Source organism: Paludisphaera sp. (genome assembly GCF_037189885.1).
Classification (GTDB): Bacteria; Planctomycetota; Planctomycetia; order Isosphaerales; family Isosphaeraceae; genus Paludisphaera.
Genome location: NZ_JBBCIR010000064.1, coordinates 13656 through 33279, shown reverse-complemented (window position 1 = coordinate 33279; position 19624 = coordinate 13656). Strand labels below are relative to the sequence as shown.

Here is a 19624-nt window from a genome sequence, read left to right as displayed (position 1 = left end):
CGTCGAGTTTCCGGGCTCGGGAAAGGCTGCCGGCGGCGCAATCCTCAAGGCCGGCACCCAAGGCCGATCTCGAACGACCTTCCTCCGCGCGTGGCGGCTGCGTCCGGGCTCGCGCGCCCCTATAATGAGGCCCGGAGGTCCCCGACGCATGAACAGCCGCCATCGATACGCATCGATCCGATCGGGGGGCCGGGCGCTGGAGAGGCTGGCGCCGGTGGCTCGGTTCGGCGTGGGATTCCTCGGGGTCGCGTACTTCCTCGCCCAGGCCCAGGCCCTGCTCTCCGACGCCCAGTTCACCTGGGCGGAGCGGCGGATTGCGGGGCTCATCGCGCTGGCGACCGTCGTCGGCTTCGGCCTGGCGGGCTGGATCCTGGGGACCGCCCTGAAGGTGGCGGCCGGTCTGCTCGAAGTGCTGGCCGATCAGGCCGAGGCGTCGTGGCGCGCCGTCGACCTGATGGAAATCCACGTCATACCGACCCTCGGCCGGATCGCCGCCAGGCTCGACTCTCCCCCCGCGGCGCCGGCGTCGCCCGGCGCCGCCGAGCCCCGACGCCCGGACTCAGACCGCGCGCGGGCGTTGGCCCGGGAGCTGGACGAGGCGCGGGCCGAGGAGGACGTCGACCGCGCCCTGGACCTGCGCGACGAGCTGACGCAACATCTCCGCGGCGATGACCTGCGGCGGCTCGACCGCGACCTGGCGCGTTGGGCGCGCGGGCTGATCGACGCGCGCCTGAAGGCCAGGGACGTCGACTGGGAGGTCGCCCGCTGGGCGGCCCGCGCCGTCGACAGCCTAGGGGACGAGCCCGAGGCCGCCGCCATCCGCGCCGCCCTGCCGGACATCCGAGGCCGCGCGGGGCTCTGCCGCCTCTGCGGCCGGGCCGTGGCCGGCGGTCGCGACCTCTGCGGCCGTTGCGCCCCCAGGCCCGCCGGAAAGGAGCCCCGATGAGCGTCCGCGTCCGCTGTTCCCGATGCCAGGCCGCGTTCCTCGTCCCGGACGACATGGCCGACCGCGCCGTCGCCTGTCCCAAGTGCGGCGCGAGGCAAGAGGCCTCCACGCTGTCGATGCCCTCGGAATCCCTACCCGTCGCCCGGCCGGACCCCGAGCCCGACGACCAGCCCGACGAGGCCTCGTCCGTCTTCCGCCCGTCGCCCGAGGCCCGCGAGCGAAGATCGTCGCGGCGGAAGTGGATCGCCGCCGCGCTTTTGCTCCTGATCTTCGCGGGGGTCGCGGCGTTCCTGGTCGTCTGGCCCCGATTCCGGAGGCGCCCGCTGGACGCCGCAGAGCGGGTCGCCGCGGCGTATCTCCAGGCGCTCGTCGACCGCGACGAGGAGGCCCAGGGCCGGCTCGCCGTGGTGGCGGATCCGCCGGCGATCGCCGGCTTCTCCGAGCCGGTCCGCGACAAGGCCCGGACCCGATCGACCCGCGGCTCGTTCGCCCCGATCGCCGCGCTGCATCGCAAGATCGAGGGCGAATACGCCTATGACCCCGCCATCGGCCGGTTCACGCCGAGGAACCCGCTGGGACCGGCCGCCGAGACGCTCGACGCGCTGCACGAGGCGAAAGCCGACGCCGAGACCTCCGGCCTCTACGACAAGATGAAGAGCGGCGACCCGGACGACATCTTCGACGCCGCCGAGGGGCTGGGCAAGGTCTTCGAGCAACTCGCCACGACCACCCTGGCGCCGAAGCGGATCCTGCCGACGTACAAGATGCTCGTCGACGAGGCCAAACCCCCGCTCCCCGACGAGGCCCGCGCGCTAGCCCTCGCCGTGGGCGAATCGCCGGAGACCTGGGACGCCCTGCTGAAGCGGCCGTTCTTCACGCTCAAGGCCGACGGCCCGTTCATCTACGACCGCGCCGAGGTCGTCGCGAACGTCCAGGACGCGCTCGGCTCCGCCGGCGACCCGCCGGTCCCCATGCGCCTGACCCTCGCCCGCTTCCGCCTGGAAGGGATCGACACCTCCTGGCGCGTGATCGAGGCCCGCCGCGTCCTCGCCCAGCCGGAGACGACTACCGACGACCAGGAACCCTCGCCGGGCGGCCCCGGCCGATGATCCATCCTCCCGCCACGGATGCCCGCCGCGTCGCGGGATCGGATAGACTCGGGCCGATTGGCCTCCCCCTCGTCGCCATCCATCGAGGTGACCCGTCATGACCATGAAAGCAACCGTGCTCCTCGCGGCCTCCCTCCTCGTCGCCGCGCCGGCGTCGGCGGCGGACCCGCTGCCGCGCATCCGCGTGAGCGACGACCGCTCCCACTTCGTCGAGGAGGGGACGGGAAAGCGGTTCGTGATCTGGGGCGTGAACTACGACCACGACGACGCCGAGTCCGGCCGGCTGCTTGAGGACTACTGGGACGACGAGTGGGCGACGGTCGTCGAGGACTTCCGCGAGATCAAGGCGCTGGGGGCGAACCTCGTCCGGGTCCACCTCCAGACGGGGAAGTTCCTGGAGGCCGCCGACAGGCCCAACGAGGCCGCCCTGAAGCGGCTCGGCGACCTGGTGAGGCTGGCGGAGGAGACGGGGCTCTACCTGGACGTCACCGGCCTGGGGTGCTACCACAAGCAGGACGTCCCCGACTGGTACGACGCGCTCGACGAGTCCGCCCGCTGGGACGCGCAGGCGACGTTCTGGAAGGCCGTCGCGGAGGTCTGCAAGGATAGCCCCGCCGTCTTCTGCTACGACCTGATGAACGAGCCCGTCCTCACCGGGGGCAAGAACCCCGAGAGCTGGCTGGCGGGCGATCCGCTGGGCGGCAAGTATTTCGTCCAGCGCATCACCCTGGACGCCCGCGGCCGGGACAATCGCGAGATCGCCAGGGCGTGGATCGCCCGGCTGACCTCGGCGATCCGAGAGGTCGACCAGAAGACCCTCGTCACCGTCGGCGTCATCCCGTGGGCGCAGGTATTCAAGGGGGCCAAGCCCCTGTTCCACGACCCCGAGGTCGGCGAGCCGCTCGACTTCGTCGCCGTCCACTTCTATCCCAAGGCCGGCAAGCTCGACGAGACGATGGAGGCGCTGAAGGTTTACGAGGTCGGCAAGCCGCTGGTGATCGAGGAGATCTTCCCCCTCGGCGCGAGCCTGGAGGAGACGGCCGAGTTCATCGAACGCTCCCGGCCGTTCGTCGACGGCTGGGTCAGCTTCTACTGGGGCAAGACGATCGAGGAGTGCGAGGAGGTCGGCGACATGCCCCACGCCATCACCGCCGCCTGGCTCAAGAAGTTCCGCGAGATGGCGCCCGCCGCGACGGCGGCGGCGGCGGACGCCCCGAAGCCCTGACCCGGGTCACTTCGCCGCGTCGAGTTCCCTGATGGCGATGTTCCGGAACTGCACGAGGCTCGGCGGGCCGGTCCACTCGCCCGCCGAGTTCTTGCCGCCGTGATGCTGCAAGGCCAGCCGCCCGCGCGGGGGGAGGTCGGGGATCTCGGCCCCGTCGATCACGACGACGCCGTTGAGCTTCGTCGTCACGACCTTCCCCTTCACCGTGATCTCGAACGTGTTCCACTCGCCGACGGGCCTGTCCGCCTGGTGCCTCGGCGTGACCGCGGCGCGCAGCTCGGGCGAGGTCGACGGGTCGGTGCGCAGGCCGTACATCTCCCCCGAGCCGATCGGCCAGCACCAGATGTTCGCCTGATATCGGCCGTCGCCCCGGAGGAAGATCCCGGAGTCCGAGTCGGGCAGGGCGAGCCGGAGTTCCTTCCCCGTGACGTCGCGGGCGTGGGTGCCGTCGGGGAGGATGTACGGGATCCCCTCGTTGACGAAGGGGGTCTCCTTGATGCGCCAGTCGACCTTGAGGACGAAGTCGCCGAACTCGCGCTCGGTCCAGAGGTTCTTGTCCCCGCTCGCCCGGCTCTGGGCGTCGTAGTCGATCACGCCGTCGACCACCTTCCAGTGGCCGCCGTCCCCCTCGGGGACCGTCCAGCCGGCGAAGTTCTTGCCGTTGAACAGGGGGGTGAAGCCGTCGTCGGCCTCTCCTCCGCGCGCGACGGCGGTTGACAGGACAAGCGAGGCGAGCAGGGCGGGGCGGAACCGGGACATCGCAACCTCCGGGATGGACCGCGGCGGATCAACGAAGCCTCCATCGTGCCCGCCCCGGCCGGCCGTCGCAACGACGTGCCCCGGGGACGCCGAGGGCGACGATCGCGAAAAAACCGAGATTGGTCCGACGACTCGTTGCAGTACTCTCAGTGGAAGGGGAGGGACTGCCGATGTCGCGATCGGGGCGGGGGGTGGGGCGGGAAGTCGGGCGGCTGCTGCGGGACGGGGTGGACCCGCCGGGCGGCGACGCGCGGCTGCTGCGTCGCTTCCTGGCCGATCGCGACCCGGCGGCGTTCGAGGCCATCGTGGACCGTCACGGCCCGCCGGTGATGGCGGTCTGCCGGCGCTACCTGCGCGACCCGGCCGACGCGGAGGACGCGTTCCAGGCGACGTTCCTGGTGCTCGTCCGCAAGGCGGGCGGGCTCCGCGACGCCGACGCGCTTTCAAGCTGGCTGTACGGCGTCGCCTACCGCGTGGCCGTCCGCGCCCGCTCCAACGCGCTGAAACGCCGCGCCCGCGAAGGCGAACGCGAGGGGCTGCGAGACGCCCCCGCCGAGCCGTCGCGGCCGGTCGACGACGCGCTCGAGGCGATGGACGCGGAGTTGGCCCGGCTGCCGGAGAAGTACCGCGCCCCGCTGGTGCTGTGCTACCTCCGGGGCCGGACCCACGACCAGGCGGCGGCCGAGCTCGGCTGGCCGGTGGGGACCGTCCGGAGCCGCATGGCGAAGGGACGGTCGATCCTGCGCGATCGGCTGTCGCGTCGCGGCGTCGAAGCCCCGGCGTGCCTGGCGGCGCTCCGGGCCGAGGTCGCCGCGATCCCGTCCGTCCCGTCGTCGCTCGTCGCGGCGACGGCCTCCGCCGCCGTCCGGTTCGCGGGGCTCCCCGCGGGCCTGGCCTGGCTGGGGGCCTCCCCCTCGTCGTCCACCTGGCCGGCCGCGCGGCTGGCCCTCGGAGTCTCCGCGACGATGTTCACCATGCCCTGGAAAGCCCTCGGGATCGCCCTCGCCTGCGCCGGCGTCACCGCCGCGGCGCTCGCCGCCGGATCGGTCGAGGCCCCCGGCGGCCCGCAAGATCCCCCCAAGGCCGAGCCCCCGCCCGTGGCCGAGAAGCCGGCGGCTCCCGAGGCCCCGCCCGCCGGGGACGTCGAGGGCCGGCTGTCCGAGGTCGAGCGCAAGCTGGACCGGCTGATCGGCCTGATGGAGTCGCCGCCAGCGCGGGCCTTGGCGCCCGCACCGTCCCCGAACGCGGGTGCGCCCCCCGAACTAACGCCCGCGGCGCCGCCGGCCGTCGAGGCCCGGACCCTCCGCGAGATCGAGGCCCAACTCGTCGGCCTGGAGCGGAAGTACCGGATCGTGGACCGCTACCTCGGGGATCGCAACGACCTCATCCCCCGCCTCCAGGCCGAGAACCTTCGCGAGGACGCCATCGCCCCCGCCCGCGTACTGGTGGCGCGATTGCGCGAGATGGAGGACGAGGGCCGCAGTGAGCTGGCGAAGGTTCAAGACCAATACGGGTTCCCCGCCGGCACGCTCGACGACCCCGACCGCGCCCTGGCCGCCATCAACGATCTCTTCGAGAAGGCCGAGGAGCGATTCCAGAGGGCCCGGGAAGCTCTGAAGCGGGCGGGGATCGAGGAGGTGAACGTCCCGCCGTTCGGCCCGCCGAAAGGCGTTAAGGACGAAGAGGGAATTGAAGCCATGGAGGAATATCAACAATCTTCCCTGAGATTCCAGAGCCTGGGCAGGGCCCTCGGCCGTATGGCCCAGCCCGCATGGATGACCGACCAGGAACGGGGACGGGTCCCGGACGCGCCTCCCGTCACCGACAAACTGAAGCCGACGTACAGGAAGCTCGCGGAGGTCCGCCGCCTCATCGCCTGGGCGAAGGAGCGGTTCCCGGACGTCGAGCTGACGACCGACGACGCTCCGGTCCAAGAGGGCGAGACCGCCGACTGACGGCCGTCCGATCGGCTCGTCCTGTCGATTGCCTTGACAATCATTGCCTGGGCAACATAATGGCCGGCATGAAGGACGAACGACCGAGCCGCCTGGAGGACCATCTCGGCTACTGGCTGCGGTGCCTGTCGAACCTCGTCAGCGATTCGTTCGCCGGCAGGCTGGAGGATCGCGGGGTCAGCGTGCCGCAGTGGGTGGCCCTCCGGTGCCTGTTCGATATGGAGGGGGCGCCGCTGGGCGACCTGGCCCGGGAGGTCGGCGTCGACAACGGGGCCCTCTCCCGGATGGTCGAGCGGCTGGTGCAAAAGGGGCTGGTCTCGCGCGAGGCCCACCCTTCGGACCGTCGCGCCGTCCGGCTGGGGCTGACCGACGCCGGCCGGAAGCTCGTGCCGGTCCTGGCGCGGGAGGCCGACCGGAACGACGCGGAGTTCTTCTGCGTGATCGACGCGGACGAGCGCGCCAGGCTGCTCGCGACGGTCAAGGCGTTGCTGGAGAAGAACGACTGGCGGGGCGGGGCCCTGGAGTGAGCCACATGGACGGCGCCGTGCTTCGCGATTGCCTGGCGAGGGCCTTCGAGGGCCGGACGACCTTCCCCGAGACGGTGGCGAGGATGGTCGAGGCGGGCGTGGAACGCTACGCCGCCGACCTGACGCGGCTGGAGAAGGTCCATTACGGCGTCGACGGCTCGACCCACGCGGAGCTCATCCCGCTCGCCGACCCGCCGGCGGTCCCGGACGTGTTCTCCGCCGAAGGGGTCCGGGCCGCGATTTCCGCCTCCCAGCGCGGAGAGATCGGCTATCCCGAATTCCTCCGCGAGATCATGCTCGCCGGGACGGCGTCCTACGTCGCCTATCTGGTCGGCCGCAAGGTGGTCTACGCCGGGCGTAACGGCGACTTCCACGTCGAGCCTTTCCCCGCCCCCACCGAGGACCGGGCCATGCGTGTTGGCGGCATCCTGGAGACGGCGATTTACGCGGCCGACCCGCGGCGCGCGGCGGATTTCTACCGTCGCCTGTTCCACTTCCCGACCCTCCTGGAGACGGAAAGGCTGATCGCCCTGGGCGTGGCCGGTCGGCACGTGTTGCTCCTCTTCGCGGAGGGAGGGTCGTCCGGGCTGGCCCCGGTGCCGGGCGGGAGCGGGACGATCCCGCCGCACGGCGGCCGAGCCGGGGGGGGCCACTTCGCGTTCGCGATCGCCGCGGAGGACGTCGAGGGCTGGCGCGGGCGGCTGGAATCCGAGGGGGTCGCGATCGAGGGGGAGGCGACCTGGCCCGGCGGCGCCCGGAGCCTTTATTTCCGCGACCCGGACGGCAACCTCGCCGAACTGATGACGCCGGGGTTCTGGAAGCTCGCCTGATTCCGCCCCGCCCGGGCATGTCCGCGCCTCGGTCGATTGACAGGGCCGGCGCGGCGTCGGATATTGAACCTGGACCATGTCGCGATCGAGGCGACGTCGCGTCCGAGCGGGCGTTACCCGGGCGAGCGGCGAGGGGGCGGCATTCATGCTTCTGCGACGAGGGACGGGCGGGGCCTGGCTGGCGTTCTCCATGGCGACGGCCGCGCTGATCTGGCTGGCGACCGGCGGGGCGTCGCCCCTGCCGGCCCAGGAGCCGGCCGAAGAGGCCGCGCCCGCCGCCGAGGCCCCCGCCGAGGTACCGGACGCTGGGGAACCCCAGGCCGAGGAGCCCGCCGCCGCCGGGGGAGAGGCCGCGCCCGCCGCCGAGGGGGTCGCCCCGACGGAGCCGGAGACCATGCTGTCGTGGGCCATCCGCGCGTCGGGGCCGATCGGCGTGTTCCTGGTCTTCCTGTCGGTCTACTTCACGGCGCTGGTGATCCGGCTGTTCATCGAATATCGCGTGAGCGAGGCCGTCCCCCCCCCGTTGGTGGAGAAGCTGGAGGCGGCGATCCGGGATAAGAAGTTCCAGGAAGCCTACGACCTCTGCCGCGACAACGACTCGTTCCTGGCGCGGCTGGTCCGCACCGGGATCGCCAACCTCCCCAACGGCCGCGCCGAGGCCAAGGAGGCGATGGCCGTCGCCTCCGGCGAGATCGTCACGGAGCTGGAGATGAAGATCAGCTACCTGGCGGTCATCGGCACGCTCGGCCCGATGATCGGGCTGGTCGGCACGGTCTGGGGCATGATCGAATCGTTCCGCGAGATCGCCACCGCCGCCGGCGCCCAGCCCCGGCCCGACAAGGTCGCCGGTGGCATCAGCACCGCCCTCTTCATCACGCTGGAGGGGGTGTCGCTGTCGGTCCCGGCGATCTTCTTCTTCGCGTTCTTCCGCAACAAGGTGGCCCAGATGACCATCGAGGCCAACCGCGTCGCCGACCGGACGATCAACTCGCTGGTCGCCGCCGCCAAGGCCGGCCCCAAGTCGCCGGCCGCCTGATCGAACCGACCGCCGCGTCCGTGGAGCCGTCGACATGAGCGGGGGCCTGATCTCGAAGACGAAGGCGGAGCCCAACCTCACGCCGCTGCTGGACATCGTCTTCCAGCTCATCACGTTCTTCATGCTCGTGATCAACTTCGCCGGCGATAACTACGACCAGCGCATCAACCTGCCCGACGCCGGATCGGCCCGGCCGGTCGAGGACGATTCGCGGATCGCCGAGGACCGCCTGGTCCTCAACGTGGACTCCGAGGGGCGGCTCCTCAGGAAGGATCGCGCCATGGGGATCGACGAGGCCGCCGACGAGATCCGCCACGAGGCCGCCCTGGTCAAGCTCGGCCTCCAGTCGACCGGCGTGAAGTTCGACCCGGCCTCCGACACCCTGCCGACCACCATCATCCTCCGCGCCGACAAGGAGACGAGCTTCGGCGCCGTCCTCGGCATCATCAAGGCGTGCCAGGCCCAGGGGTTCCGTAAGTTCGCGCTCAAGGCGATGATCCGGGGCTGACCCCGGGCCGGGCCGTCGCCGGGGCGGGGATCGATCGACCGATCGTTGTGGGAGGGGCGGGCGTGAGGCACAAACGCGGCGGGATCGAGATGGAAGGGCCCGACGTGCCCGTGGCGCCGATGCTGGACATGGCGTTCCAGCTCCTGACGTTCTTCGTCCTGACCTACCGCGCGGCGCCGGTGGAGGGGCAGTTCATCATGAACCTGCTCCCCCCCCAGCCGGCGACCGCCATGGCCGCCGCGGCGACCGAGCCGTCGGCGACCAACGAGCTCCCCGCCAGCCTGCGGACCCTCCCCGTCTTCCTCCGCGCCGACGACCAGGGCCGCCTGGCCCAGGTGACCATCTCCGAGTCCGACGTCACCAACGACCCCAAGGGGCTCGCCGAGGTGCTGGATTATCACCTCCAGGATCCCGACGTCCCCTTCGACCAGACGCTCATCAAGGTGGACCCGGAACTCCGCTACTCCGAGCTGATGTCGATCATCGACGGCTTCACCGACGCCTTCATCCGGGCGAAGAAGGAGCCCAAGTTGAGCTTCGACGAGCTGCGGCCCGGCGACGGAGGTTAGCCTTGGACGTCCGCCGCGAGCGTCCCTCGCTGTTCCACGGCTCGGAGCTGCCTCGGCTGATCCTGCTGGCGGCGATCGCCGTCGCCGGCTGGGTCGCCGTCTACTACGCCGCCCGTCGCCCCGTCGCGCCCGCCCCCGCGCCCCCCCCCCGGGCCGGCGCCCCGGCCCCGCCGATCGAGCCCGATCGCTCGGGAGCCTTCGAGACCGTGACCGACCGTACCCCCATGGGCTTCCGCGACAACGCCGCCTACGCCCATCTCCTGAAGAAGGCCCGCGCGAAGACCCCCGCCGAACTCGCCGCCGAGGCCCGCCGCGACGTCGCCCTGACGCACCTGTGGGAACGGCCGGAGCTATATCGCGGCGTCCCGGTCCACATCCAGGGGACCGCCCTGCGCGTCATCCGGTTCGAGTCCAAGTTGAGCGCGACGGGGTGGCTCTACGAGGCGTGGGTCACCACCCCGGACGTCCGCCGCCTCCTGTATACCTGCGTGTTCGAGGAGCCCCCGGACGGCTTCCCGATCGGGACCGACGTCCACGAGCGCGTCGCCTTCAACGGCTACTTCCTGAAGCTGATGAAGTACCAGGCCGGCGACGTCGCCCGCGCCGCGCCGGTGCTGGTGGGGAAGATCGGCTGGGATCGCGTCGCCGCCCCCACCCCCGCCGAGGAATCCAACCGCGTCCTGCGCTGGTCGCTGATCGTCCTGGCCGTGCTGTTCGTCGTCACGCTCGGCCGCTGGATCTACCGGATGATCCACTACGCCTCATACCCCCGCCGGCGATCCGTCCCCCGGCGGAGCTACTCCGACGACATCGCGCCGGAGGATTTGCGGGCCTGGGTCGAGTCTCGCGAGGAAGACGATCGGGAGTAGGCGGGTCGACGCCGATCCTCGCCCGTCACCCGCCGAGGAGGGCCCGGCGGACGGCCACGAGGGTCGGGGGGCGTCGGTAGGGGAGCCGGGCGGGCTCGTCGTCGAGGAACCAGCGCACGGTGCGGGCGATGGCCTCCTCGTAGCTCAGGGCGGGAGACCAGCCGAGCTTGCGGCGGGCCTTGTCGGTGGAGTAGCTCAGGCGGCGGCCCAGGAGCCACGCCCCGTACCTGGTGACCCGCGGCGGCTTCGGGTTGCGCAGGAGCCGCTCGCGCAGCTCCAGGGCGAAGCCGCCGTAAAAGGCATACCAGTAGGGATAGCGGAACGTCGGCCGGGGCACGCCCACGGCGTCGGCCAGCATGTCCAGGAACTGGCGCTGGGTGATGGCCGAGTGGCTGGTGACGTTGTACGCCTCGCCGCGCGAGCCCGGGTCGTCGGCCGCCAGGATCATGGCGTCGGCCACGACGCCGGCGTACACCGCGCTCAGGGGGTTGTCCCCCGGGCCGACGAGCGAGACGCGGCCCCAGCGGTATTCCCGGATCATGCGCGGGATCGTGGTGCGGTCGCGCTCGCCGAAGATCCAGCTCGGGCGGACCACCGTCAGGGGGAGGCGGCCGGCGGAGGAGAGATCCCAGAGGAGCCGCTCGCAGTCCACCTTGGCGCGGGTGTAGTAGTCCAGGGGCCAGATGTTCTCGCCCAGGGGGTGGTCCTCGGCGATCGGCTCCTCGCGGTCGCGGGGATGGCCGTAGGCGCTGGTGGAGCTGACGTGGACGAACCGGGAGACGCCCCCCCGGGCGGCGGCCTCGGCGAGCGTCCGGGTGGCGTCGATGCAGCCGACCTGGAACTCGTCCCAGCTCCCCCAGTCGCCGACCTTCGCGGCGCAGTGGTAGACGACGTCCACCCCTTCGAGCGCCCGCTCGACGGCCGGGACGTCCAGCAGGTCGCCACGCGCCGGCTCGACGCCGATCTCGTCCAGGAACGTCGTGTCGGAGGACTCACGGACCAGGGCCCGGACGCGGTCCCCCCGGCCCCGGAGGCGCTCGACGAGGTGGCTGCCCAGGAGTCCGGTCGCCCCCGTGACCAGGGCGCGCCGGGCGTTGTCTCGGCTCAATTCGTCACCCTCGCGATCGCCGCACGATCCGACGTGGCGGGGGCGCGTCGCCCCCGTCGCTGACGCTGGATTATCGGCATCCGCGAGGAAACCACAAGGGCACCGCGCCGCCCGCCCCCGGACCGGCCCGACCTGGCTCAGGTCCGCGCGGCCTGGTCGTGGATCGATTCGGCCTCTCGCGTGGAGGGGAGCCGGGCGTCGGTCAGGCCGGTGACCAGCGGCCCCTCGGCGCGGCTGGTGATGAGCCGGGCGCCGCGATCGTAGCTGAAGTAGGACCAGGCCCACTGGAACATGACCAGCATCCGGTTGCGGAAGCCGATCAGGAACAGGATGTGGACGAACAGCCACGCCAGCCAGGCGAGCACCCCGGAGAGCTTCAGCCGGCCGAGCTGCGCCACCGCCGCCCCCCGGCCGATGGCCGCCATCGAGCCCTTGTCGACGTAGCGGAACGGGAGCGGCGGCTCGCCTTCCATGGCCCGGACGATGTTCCTGGCGGCGTGCGCCCCCATCTGGGTCGCCGCCGGGGCGACGCCCGGGATCGGCGCGCCGTCCTGCTCCAGGTGGGCCAGGTCGCCGACGACGTGGATCTCGGGGTGGCCCGGGACGGTCAGGTCGGGATGGACCATGACCCGCCCGGCGCGGTCCGTCGGCGCTCCCAGGGTTCGCCCCAGGGGGGAGGCCGCCACGCCCGCCGCCCACAGGACCGTCCGCGCCGCGATCCGCTCGTCGCCGACCATGACCCCGTCGGCGTCGATCCGCGTGACCCGCTCGCCCGTCCGCACCTCCACGCCGAGCCTTTCGAGCTGCTTTCGCGCGCTCTCGGACGCCTCGGGCTCGAAGCCCCCCAGGACGCGCGGGCCCCCCTCGATCAGGACGACCCGGGCCGTGGACGGGTCGATGTGCGTGAAGTCCTTCGCCAGCGTCATCCGGGCGACGTCGCGGAGCGTCCCGGCCAGCTCCACCCCCGTCGGGCCGCCCCCCACCACCGCGAACGTCAGCCACTCTCGGCGCGTCGCCTCGTCGGTCTCGCGCTCGGCGATCTCGAACGCCAGGAGCATCCGGCGGCGGATCTCCAGCGCGTCCTCGATCGACTTCAGCCCCGGCGCGAACTCCTCCCACTCGGGGTTGCCGAAGTACGAGTGGGTCGCCCCGGCGGCCACGATCAGGTAGTCATACGGGACCTCGCCGTCGGCCAGCGTGACGACCCGGCGCTCGGTGTCGATCCCCGTGACGTCCGCCAGCAGCACCTCCGCCCACTTCCGCCCGCGCACGATCCGGCGGATCGGCCGGGCGATGTCGGAGGGGTTCAGCCCCGCGGTCGCCACCTGGTAGAGGAGCGGCTGGAACAGGTGATGGTTCTTCCGGTCGATCACGGAGATGCGCGCCGGGGCCTTCCGGAGCCCCCGGATCGCCGCCAGCCCGCCGAACCCCGCGCCGATCACCACGACCCGGACGTCGGGCTTCCTCGCCTCCAGCCGCCTCTTCCAGCCCCATCCAAACACGTTGGGCAAGCTCCCGTCACGCCGGGACGCCGCCGGCCAGGCCGGACGCCGTCGTCCTCGTCCCCGATCATCCCCGAGCCTCCATCGGCCCGCAAACCCCGGGCCGGTCGGTCAATTCATGCTGGGATCGGGGGGGACGTGCCGCGGGTGGACCAGGGACCGGAGGACCTGCGAGCGGATCCCCCGCATGGTCGCCCACCAGAGATCCTGGCCCTCGCCGGCGAAGATGAGCCGGGTGTCGGCCGGGGCGACGACCCACACGTCGTCGGCGATCTCCCGCTCCAACTGGCCGGGGGCCCAGCCGGAGAAGTTGGCGACCACTAGCGAGGGCTCGATCTCCTGAGTGATCAGGTGCTGCGACTTGGCCGCGTCGAGCGCCACGTAGAGCCCCGAGGCGATCTCCAGGTCGGCCAGCTTGGGGCGGGTGTGCAGCACCAGCAGCGGCCCGGCCACGGGCCCCCCCAGGTGCAGCGGCTTGTCCCAGGCGAAGTCCTCGTCGAACAGCTTGCCGGCGAGGTCCGTCATGGTGGCCCCGGTTGGCAGGTTCAGGATGACCCCCTTGGCCCCCTCCTCGTCGCCGTGCTCCAGCACCAGGACCACCGCCCTGGCGAACAGCGGGGCGTCGAGCTGGGGGGAGGCGATCAGCAGTCGTCCCTTCAGCGATGTCGTGTTCATGGCAAATGGCCGCCTGATCGGGCGTTTATGGTTCAATCCTCCGGTCCTACGCCCCCCCGACGGCGTTGTTCGCGTGCCCGGGAGGGCTACGCGAACATGCCCCCCTGGGGTCGGTTGGCGAGGACGAAGGTGGTGCATTTCGACAGATCCTTCAGCCGGGTCGCGCCTACGTAGGCGCAGGCGCTCCGGATCCCTCCGGACACTTCCTGCATGGTCTCCAGGACCGGGCCCTTGTACGGCACGGACACGGCGCGGCCCTCGCAGGCGCGGTAGTCGCGCCGGCCGCCGGCGTACCGGTCGAGGGCCTCGCGGCTGGACATGCCGTAGAACGTCAGGGCGACGCGGCGGCCGTCCTCCACGACCCATTCCCCCTCGCATTCGTCGTGCCCGGCGAGCATCCCGCCGAGCATCACGAAGTCGGCCCCGGCGGCGAACGCCTTGACGACGTCGCCGGGGTACCGGCAGCCGCCGTCGGCGCAGACGTGCCCGCGGAGCCCGTGGGCGGCGTCGGCGCACTCGATGATCGCCGAGAGCTGGGGGTAGCCGACGCCCGTGACGCGCCGGGTCGTGCAGACGCTCCCCGGCCCGATGCCGATCTTCACGATGTCGGCCGCCCCAGATATGAGCAACTCCTGGACCATGTCCGGCGTCGCGACGTTGCCGGCCATGATGGTCGTCCCGGGGAAGGCGTCGCGGATCCGCTTCACGCGCTCGACGAAATACTTGGTGTAGCCGTTGGCCGCGTCGACGCAGACCATCGGCACGTCGGCCCGCTTCTTCACCGCGACGAGCTTGTCGTACTCGTCGTCCCTCAGGCCGACGGTGAAGAAGGCGGAGCGGGCGCGGGCCTCGTCGCGGAAGAACTCGACGAGGGCGTCCTCGGGGTAGTACTTGTGCAGGCAGGTGAGCATCGGCGGGCCGATCGCCCGCGCCATGGCGAACGTGCCCACGGTGTCCATGTTCGCCGCGACGATCGGCACCCCCCGCCACGTCCCCTCGCCGTTGAGGAACCGATACTCGCGCTCCAGCTCCACCGAGGCTCGGCTCGGGGCCTCGGACCGCTTGGGGCGGATCAGCACGTCGTCGAAGTCCAGCTTGGGGTCGTTGTCGATCCGCATGGGGGCTCCTCTCCGGTCCCGTCTAGCGATGCCAGACGTCGAGCAACAGCAACAACGAGACCGTGCCGTCGATGATCGGCTCGTTGGTGGAGAAGTCGGCGAATTCGTCGTGGTAGACGGCGAAGTCGGACTGGAACGGGGCGAGGGGGTCGTCCTCGAACGGGGAGAATTTGAGCGAGTCGTTGATCTCCTTCGTCACCGGGCCATCGACGAGGCCGCCGACGGGGAGGCGATTGGCGAGGCGGTGGAACATGTGGTGCGGCCGTCTCGACGCCACGCCCCCCTCGGGGACGCCGATCACGAACGACACGCCCCAGGGGTTGCGGCCGAGGATCCAGTCGCGCGACTCGGCGGCGAGGCCGCGGAACTGGTCGTCGCCGGTCATCTTCTCGTACAGCCGAGCCTGGGTGGCGAAGGCGATGGCGTCGTTGGTCGAGCACCACACCATCGGCGTGCCGATCCGGTACGGGTTCTTCAGCGCCCGCTCGCGGATCCGCTCCAGCCCCGTCCGGTAATACCCGGCCAGCCGCGCCTGGACCTCGGGGCCGACCAGCTCGTGGAGCCGCCAGTGGGCCAGGTTGACGTAGGGGAAGAACTCGTAGTGGCCGTGGGCGTCCCGCCCCATCCAGGCGTTGTCGCCGGCGCGGTCGGCGTGGGCGACGGCGTCTTCCAGGAACTTCGGCTCCTTCGTGGCGCGGTACAGCTCCACGGCGGCCCATTCCATGTCGTCCCAATCGGTGCTCTCGCCGTAGTAGTGCGGGGCCGCGACCGGGACCGACATGGCGACGCCGGGGTTGTCCAGCCCGAGCCGGTACATCGACCGCGCCGTCTCCACGTCCCCCATCAGGGCCATGACCGCGGCGCAGCGGCCGGCGAGGCTCGCCTTGCCGGTGGAGGCGTTCTTGTACTTCGGCCCCTCGGGCTTGCCGGTCGCCGGCCACGCCGAACGCGGGCCGCCGGGGCCGTGGCCGTAGTCCGACCTGTCGTCGTGCCAGAGCGTCGCGGGGGGGCGATGGTCGCGGTCGTCGCCGATCTGGACGTAGATGACGTCGGGCCTCGGGTGCAGCTTCTTGACCAGCGCCGCGCCGTGGCGGGCCTCCGCCTGGGCGCCTTCATCGTCCACGAGCCGCAGCGCCGCGACGCAGTACGAGGTCGTGATCATGTGCTTGAGCCGGTCGGCCGCGTCGTGCCAGCCGCCGACGAGGTCGACCTTCTCGTCCGTGTAGACGTCGATGGCGTCCTGGAGGTGGCACTTCGGCTCGCCCGGCGCGGGGTTGTCGCCGCAGCGCTGGAGCCGCATGAAGCCCAGCAGGGCGTCGGGCACGCTGGCGTAGGCGTCGGCGCCGATGGCGAACTCGGGCGACTCCACCTCGCCGAACCGGACTCGGAACCGCCCCGGGCCCCGGACGGCCGAGAAGTCCAGCCGATAGTTGTGGGCGAACGGCCCCCATGCCCCCTGGTCGGGACCGATGTCGGCCTGGAAGTCGCCGACGCGGAACGTCCCGGCCAGGGGCTCCGGGCCGGACAGGACCGCGACCTTCGGGTCGTCCGGCAGGTACCCGACCTGGTTCACCCGGATCCACGGCCCGGGGCCGGGCGCGGGGGGCTCGGCGCGCGCGACGACGCAGGCGACCGACAGCAACGCGACCGCGACGACGGTTGGTCTCATGGGGGACTCCCGAATTTCACGAGGCGCCAGGGGAGCCCCGAGGATAGCACGACGCCCGCCCGCGACGAACGGCCTTGTGCCGCGCGCCTCGCGGGGGCATCATCGGGATGCGCGGCGAGCCCGCGACGAAACGAGGACCAAGACCCATGCCCGTGCTCAGGCGGATCGCCCTGCTGGGGAACCCCGCGCTCCGGACGCCGGCCCAGGCCGTGCCATTCCCGCTCCCGGACGAGGTCGGGGCGCTGATCGACGACATGATCGCCACGATGCGCGAGGCCGACGGCGTGGGGATCGCCGCGCCCCAGGTGTATCAATCGCTGGCGATCTTCGTCGTCGCCCCCCGGCCCAACCCACGCTACCCGGACGCCGTGGAGGAGCCGCCGATCGTGGCGATCAACCCGGAGATCCTGGAGCGATCGCCCGAGATGGAGATGGGTTGGGAGGGCTGCCTGAGCATCCCCGGCCTTCGCGGCGAGGTCCCCCGCCACCGCCGGATCCTCGCGCGCTATCAGGACGCCGACGGCGCGCATGTCGTCCGGGAGTTCGTCGACTTCCCCGCGCGGATCTTCCAGCACGAGGACGACCACCTCCGGGGCGTCGTCTTCCTCGACCGCATGGAAAACCTTCGCGGCCTCGCCTTCGAGGGCGAGTATGCCCGGAGGGTCGCGAACGGCTGAGCGGCCGTCAACGCTTCTCGGCCATCCTGGTGACCAGGACGATCGAGTCCTCCTCGGCCTTCAGCGCGTGGGGGACGCGGGGGGCCAGGTGGATCAGCGTCCCCGCGGCGAGGTCGTTGGGCCGGCCCTCGACCGTGAAGTTGACGCGGCCGACCAGGCACTGCACCGTGATCGGCCCGGGCGCGTGGTGCTCGGGGATCTCGCCCCCCTTCGCCAGCGAGAGCCGCTTCAGCTCGAAGGCGTCGGTCTTCAACAGCGTCTCGACGCGACGCCCCTCCTCGGGGGTGGGGATCGTCCCGGTCAGCTCGATCAGGTTCGACATGATGCTCGCTCCTCCCGTCAATCGGCCTCGGCGCTCGCGCCGGGACGATCGGGGCAAACGCCGCGCCGGGAGGCGTCGTCGACCGCCAGGAAGATCGTGTTCATACGCCGCAGGCAGCACCGGCACGAGACGCCGTCCAGGTCCACGCCGCGAAGCAGGTCGCACGCCTCCTCGCGACGCCCGGCGTGGTCCAGTAGCGCGGCCAGGGAGACCCGGTACAGGACCTCCTTCGGCTCCAGCTCGTGCGCCTTTGCGACGAACGACATCGCCGCCTCCGGGGGGTGGCCCAGCCGTCGCAGGTAGAACGCGGCCCCGAAGTGGGCCTCGGCGTTGTCCGGGCGGCGGCGGATCAGCTCCGCGCAGACGTCCAGCGCCCGGCGGTCCTCGCCGAGATACCCAAGCCCGGCCGCGATCGTCGGCATCAGCCCCAACGGGCACCGCTCGTCGGTCGCCAGGGCGTCGTAGACTTCCAGCGCGGGACCGACCCGGCCCGTCCTCGCCAGGCTCTCCGCCAGGGCGCAGCTCGCCTCCGGGTCGAACGGCACCAGCGCCTGGGCCGTCTCCAGCGCGTCGCGCGCGCCGCGGAAGTCCCCCGCCTGGTGCCGCAAGAGCCCCACGAACCGCCACAGCCCCCCGTGGTCCCCGTCCCAGCCGAGCGCCTGCTCCGCCAGGTCACCCGCCTCGTCAAGCCGACCCGACCCGGCCAGCTCGAAGCAACGGCCCAGCACATCCCCGCCCTGATCCATGGTCGTCGTCCCCCACGATGGCTCGACGCCGAAGCGATTGAGATTCAGTCTCAATTGGACTGCCCATATCATCGCTCCTCCGGGGCCTCCGTGTCAAGCCTCCGTCGCGGTCGCGGGCCCTCGCCCGAAGGGCGGAGGCGCGTCCAATAAGGCGCGAATGCAATGTCCCTTCATGCCGAGGCTGCGTGCCCGCGGGCGTTGGCTCGCGAGATTAACGAGATTCATAAGACTTGCCATGCAAAGAGATTGCGAGGAAAAAATCTGTTCACGCGAGGCGATCGAGTCCTTGCGTGCGCAATTAGGCGTGTTAATATTGGCGAGCATGCCCCGGCCGGCTGGTGCATCTTGGTCCGCGACACGCCGGCGCATTTCTCCGGGATTCTCCCGCCATTTCGGATTCGTCCCGAAGCTCCCGAGCCATCGGAGTCCACTCATGCGCGCTCGCGTTCGCGAACGATCGGGCTTCACGCTGATCGAGCTGCTGGTGGTGATCGCGATCATCGCGGTCCTGATCGCGTTGCTGCTCCCCGCCGTGCAGGCGGCGCGGGAGGCGGCGCGACGGTCCCAGTGCACCAACAATCTCAAGCAGATCGGGCTGGGCCTCGCCAATTACGAAAGCTCCTGGGGGGTGTTCCCGCCGGGCGAGGGCTACGGCGCGACCGCCGTCAACGTGGCGATGCTCCCCTACGTGGAGCAGCAGGCCCTCTATTCCTCGTGGAACACCAACATCGCCGTTGACTGGCTCTGGACCGAGGCGCACAACCTCACGGTGATCCGGTCGCGCGTGGCGGGCTACGTCTGCCCGTCGGAGCTCCACTCCAACCGATCCACCGACGGCTGGGACTCCTGGGCGGCGAACTACGCGTGGAATTCGGGCTCGTGGTGGCCGCTGAAGCAGGGCTGGGACGGCGTCTTCGGCCGGTCTCGCGACGACGGCGACCCCGCCGTCCAGCCCTTCACGCCGACCGTCGTCCGGTTCGCCTCGCTGACCGACGGCTCCAGCAACACCCTGCTGTGCGCCGAGGTCGCCAACGGCCCGCTCGTCCCGGGGGCCGCCATGACGCGGGTCTCCGACTGCTACGAATCGACGGGGATAGGCCGGACCTCCACGCTCCCGCAGGCGATCGCCGGGGCGAACGCCACGCCGCAAACCATGGCGAGCATCCCCTGGACCGGCGGCTGGCGGTACAAGGGGTATCCCTGGGTCGAGGCCAGCCACTGGCGGGGCTGGTTCAACACGATCCGGACGCCGAACCAGTCGTGCGTCTTCGCCGAGTCGTGGTGGTACCTGATGAAGCCGGCCTCGTCCTACCACTCCGGCGGCGTCAACGCCGTGCTTTGCGACGGCAGCGTCCGGTTCTTCAAGGAGTCGATCAGCCAGCCCGTCTGGATGGCCCTGAGCACCCGAGGCGGAGGCGAGGTCGTCTCGTCCGACTCGTACTGAGCGCGCCGACCCCCCGCCCGACCGGCGCGT

20 protein-coding genes are annotated in these 19624 nt (G+C 71.4%); 12 read left to right on the top strand and 8 right to left on the bottom strand.

The features are described 5' to 3' along the window. Window positions 1-148: 148 nt before the first annotated feature. From WG209_RS17980 to WG209_RS17970, 3 genes are all read left to right on the top strand, one after another. The gene (locus WG209_RS17980) at window positions 149-946 is read left to right on the top strand and encodes a hypothetical protein (RefSeq protein WP_337176463.1); all 798 of its coding nucleotides are present in this window, start codon (window positions 149-151) and stop codon (window positions 944-946) included. Then, window positions 943-2055 (top strand): hypothetical protein, encoded by a 1113-nt coding sequence (locus tag WG209_RS17975; protein ID WP_337176462.1) that lies wholly within the window; start codon window positions 943-945, stop codon window positions 2053-2055. Before WG209_RS17980 ends, WG209_RS17975 begins: the two co-directional genes overlap by 4 nt. A 97-nt stretch (window positions 2056-2152) precedes the next feature. Continuing rightward, window positions 2153-3280 carry a cellulase family glycosylhydrolase gene (locus WG209_RS17970; protein ID WP_337176461.1) on the top strand — a complete coding sequence of 376 codons (1128 nt, stop codon included), beginning with the start codon at window positions 2153-2155 and terminating at the stop codon, window positions 3278-3280. A 6-nt stretch (window positions 3281-3286) separates the two neighbouring features. Here the strand turns inward: WG209_RS17970 and WG209_RS17965 are convergent, their stop codons facing one another. Further along, window positions 3287-4039, bottom strand: coding sequence for a DUF1080 domain-containing protein (locus tag WG209_RS17965; protein ID WP_337176460.1), 753 nt, complete (start codon window positions 4037-4039; stop codon window positions 3287-3289). Between the two features lie 170 nt (window positions 4040-4209). Here WG209_RS17965 and WG209_RS17960 point away from each other — a divergent pair, with 170 nt between their 5' ends. The 7 genes from WG209_RS17960 (at window position 4210) to WG209_RS17930 (ending at window position 10333) form a co-directional block, all read left to right on the top strand. Further along, window positions 4210-5994 carry a sigma-70 family RNA polymerase sigma factor gene (locus tag WG209_RS17960; RefSeq protein ID WP_337176459.1) on the top strand — a complete coding sequence of 595 codons (1785 nt, stop codon included), beginning with the start codon at window positions 4210-4212 and terminating at the stop codon, window positions 5992-5994. Between the two features lie 68 nt (window positions 5995-6062). Continuing rightward, window positions 6063-6521 (top strand): MarR family transcriptional regulator, encoded by a 459-nt coding sequence (locus tag WG209_RS17955; RefSeq protein WP_337176458.1) that lies wholly within the window; start codon window positions 6063-6065, stop codon window positions 6519-6521. A gap of 5 nt (window positions 6522-6526) precedes the next feature. Then, a complete protein-coding gene (locus WG209_RS17950; protein WP_337176457.1) occupies window positions 6527-7351 on the top strand; it encodes a VOC family protein in 825 nt (274 codons plus the stop codon). Between the two features lie 145 nt (window positions 7352-7496). Beyond that, window positions 7497-8387, top strand: coding sequence for a MotA/TolQ/ExbB proton channel family protein (locus tag WG209_RS17945; protein WP_337176456.1), 891 nt, complete (start codon window positions 7497-7499; stop codon window positions 8385-8387). Window positions 8388-8421: 34 nt separating this feature from the next. Beyond that, complete coding sequence (locus WG209_RS17940; RefSeq protein WP_337176455.1) at window positions 8422-8895, top strand: biopolymer transporter ExbD; 474 nt, start codon at window positions 8422-8424, stop codon at window positions 8893-8895. 62 nt (window positions 8896-8957) lie between these two features. Beyond that, on the top strand, window positions 8958-9464 hold the full coding sequence (locus WG209_RS17935) for a biopolymer transporter ExbD (protein WP_337176454.1): 507 nt from the start codon (window positions 8958-8960) through the stop codon (window positions 9462-9464). Window positions 9465-9466: 2 nt separating this feature from the next. Beyond that, window positions 9467-10333 (top strand): hypothetical protein, encoded by an 867-nt coding sequence (locus tag WG209_RS17930; RefSeq protein ID WP_337176453.1) that lies wholly within the window; start codon window positions 9467-9469, stop codon window positions 10331-10333. A 25-nt stretch (window positions 10334-10358) separates the two neighbouring features. Here the strand turns inward: WG209_RS17930 and WG209_RS17925 are convergent, their stop codons facing one another. The 5 genes from WG209_RS17925 to WG209_RS17905 all read right to left on the bottom strand — a co-directional run bounded on the left by WG209_RS17925 (window position 10359) and on the right by WG209_RS17905 (window position 16405). After that, window positions 10359-11441, bottom strand: a complete 1083-nt coding sequence (locus WG209_RS17925; RefSeq protein ID WP_337176452.1) for an NAD-dependent epimerase/dehydratase family protein — start codon at window positions 11439-11441, stop codon at window positions 10359-10361. 137 nt (window positions 11442-11578) lie between these two features. Next, window positions 11579-12943: an NAD(P)/FAD-dependent oxidoreductase gene (locus tag WG209_RS17920; protein WP_337176451.1), complete on the bottom strand. Its 1365-nt coding sequence runs from the start codon at window positions 12941-12943 to the stop codon at window positions 11579-11581. A gap of 111 nt (window positions 12944-13054) precedes the next feature. After that, window positions 13055-13618 carry a YqgE/AlgH family protein gene (locus WG209_RS17915; protein WP_337176450.1) on the bottom strand — a complete coding sequence of 188 codons (564 nt, stop codon included), beginning with the start codon at window positions 13616-13618 and terminating at the stop codon, window positions 13055-13057. An 86-nt stretch (window positions 13619-13704) separates the two neighbouring features. After that, window positions 13705-14736 (bottom strand): GMP reductase, encoded by a 1032-nt coding sequence (locus WG209_RS17910; RefSeq protein WP_337176449.1) that lies wholly within the window; start codon window positions 14734-14736, stop codon window positions 13705-13707. A gap of 22 nt (window positions 14737-14758) precedes the next feature. Then, window positions 14759-16405, bottom strand: a complete 1647-nt coding sequence (locus WG209_RS17905) for a glycoside hydrolase family 9 protein (protein WP_337176448.1) — start codon at window positions 16403-16405, stop codon at window positions 14759-14761. 146 nt (window positions 16406-16551) lie between these two features. Here WG209_RS17905 and def point away from each other — a divergent pair, with 146 nt between their 5' ends. Next, the gene (gene def, locus WG209_RS17900; protein WP_337176447.1) at window positions 16552-17082 is read left to right on the top strand and encodes a peptide deformylase; all 531 of its coding nucleotides are present in this window, start codon (window positions 16552-16554) and stop codon (window positions 17080-17082) included. Between the two features lie 7 nt (window positions 17083-17089). Here the strand turns inward: def and WG209_RS17895 are convergent, their stop codons facing one another. Both WG209_RS17895 and WG209_RS17890 read right to left on the bottom strand, forming a co-directional pair. Continuing rightward, window positions 17090-17404, bottom strand: coding sequence for a cupin domain-containing protein (locus tag WG209_RS17895; protein ID WP_337176446.1), 315 nt, complete (start codon window positions 17402-17404; stop codon window positions 17090-17092). A 17-nt stretch (window positions 17405-17421) separates the two neighbouring features. Next, entirely contained in the window at window positions 17422-18150 is a 729-nt protein-coding gene (locus WG209_RS17890; protein ID WP_337176445.1) for a tetratricopeptide repeat protein, read from the bottom strand. 433 nt (window positions 18151-18583) lie between these two features. On the opposite strand from WG209_RS17890, the gene WG209_RS17885 reads away from it, so the two are divergent. After that, window positions 18584-19594, top strand: a complete 1011-nt coding sequence (locus WG209_RS17885; protein WP_337176444.1) for a DUF1559 domain-containing protein — start codon at window positions 18584-18586, stop codon at window positions 19592-19594. Window positions 19595-19624 lie beyond the last annotated feature (30 nt).

What these genes read in the sequence shown, in the direction of transcription:
- WG209_RS17980 (WP_337176463.1), top strand. Translation starts at nt 149, where the DNA reads ATGAACAGCCGCCATCGATACGCATCGATCCGATCGGGGGGCCGGGCG.
- WG209_RS17975 (WP_337176462.1), top strand. Translation starts at nt 943, where the DNA reads ATGAGCGTCCGCGTCCGCTGTTCCCGATGCCAGGCCGCGTTCCTCGTC.
- WG209_RS17970 (WP_337176461.1), top strand. Translation starts at nt 2,153, where the DNA reads ATGACCATGAAAGCAACCGTGCTCCTCGCGGCCTCCCTCCTCGTCGCC.
- WG209_RS17965 (WP_337176460.1), bottom strand. Translation starts at nt 4,039, where the DNA reads ATGTCCCGGTTCCGCCCCGCCCTGCTCGCCTCGCTTGTCCTGTCAACC.
- WG209_RS17960 (WP_337176459.1), top strand. Translation starts at nt 4,210, where the DNA reads ATGTCGCGATCGGGGCGGGGGGTGGGGCGGGAAGTCGGGCGGCTGCTG.
- WG209_RS17955 (WP_337176458.1), top strand. Translation starts at nt 6,063, where the DNA reads ATGAAGGACGAACGACCGAGCCGCCTGGAGGACCATCTCGGCTACTGG.
- WG209_RS17950 (WP_337176457.1), top strand. Translation starts at nt 6,527, where the DNA reads ATGGACGGCGCCGTGCTTCGCGATTGCCTGGCGAGGGCCTTCGAGGGC.
- WG209_RS17945 (WP_337176456.1), top strand. Translation starts at nt 7,497, where the DNA reads ATGCTTCTGCGACGAGGGACGGGCGGGGCCTGGCTGGCGTTCTCCATG.
- WG209_RS17940 (WP_337176455.1), top strand. Translation starts at nt 8,422, where the DNA reads ATGAGCGGGGGCCTGATCTCGAAGACGAAGGCGGAGCCCAACCTCACG.
- WG209_RS17915 (WP_337176450.1), bottom strand. Translation starts at nt 13,618, where the DNA reads ATGAACACGACATCGCTGAAGGGACGACTGCTGATCGCCTCCCCCCAG.
- WG209_RS17910 (WP_337176449.1), bottom strand. Translation starts at nt 14,736, where the DNA reads ATGCGGATCGACAACGACCCCAAGCTGGACTTCGACGACGTGCTGATC.
- WG209_RS17905 (WP_337176448.1), bottom strand. Translation starts at nt 16,405, where the DNA reads ATGAGACCAACCGTCGTCGCGGTCGCGTTGCTGTCGGTCGCCTGCGTC.
- def (WP_337176447.1), top strand. Translation starts at nt 16,552, where the DNA reads ATGCCCGTGCTCAGGCGGATCGCCCTGCTGGGGAACCCCGCGCTCCGG.
- WG209_RS17895 (WP_337176446.1), bottom strand. Translation starts at nt 17,404, where the DNA reads ATGTCGAACCTGATCGAGCTGACCGGGACGATCCCCACCCCCGAGGAG.
- WG209_RS17890 (WP_337176445.1), bottom strand. Translation starts at nt 18,150, where the DNA reads ATGGATCAGGGCGGGGATGTGCTGGGCCGTTGCTTCGAGCTGGCCGGG.
- WG209_RS17885 (WP_337176444.1), top strand. Translation starts at nt 18,584, where the DNA reads ATGCGCGCTCGCGTTCGCGAACGATCGGGCTTCACGCTGATCGAGCTG.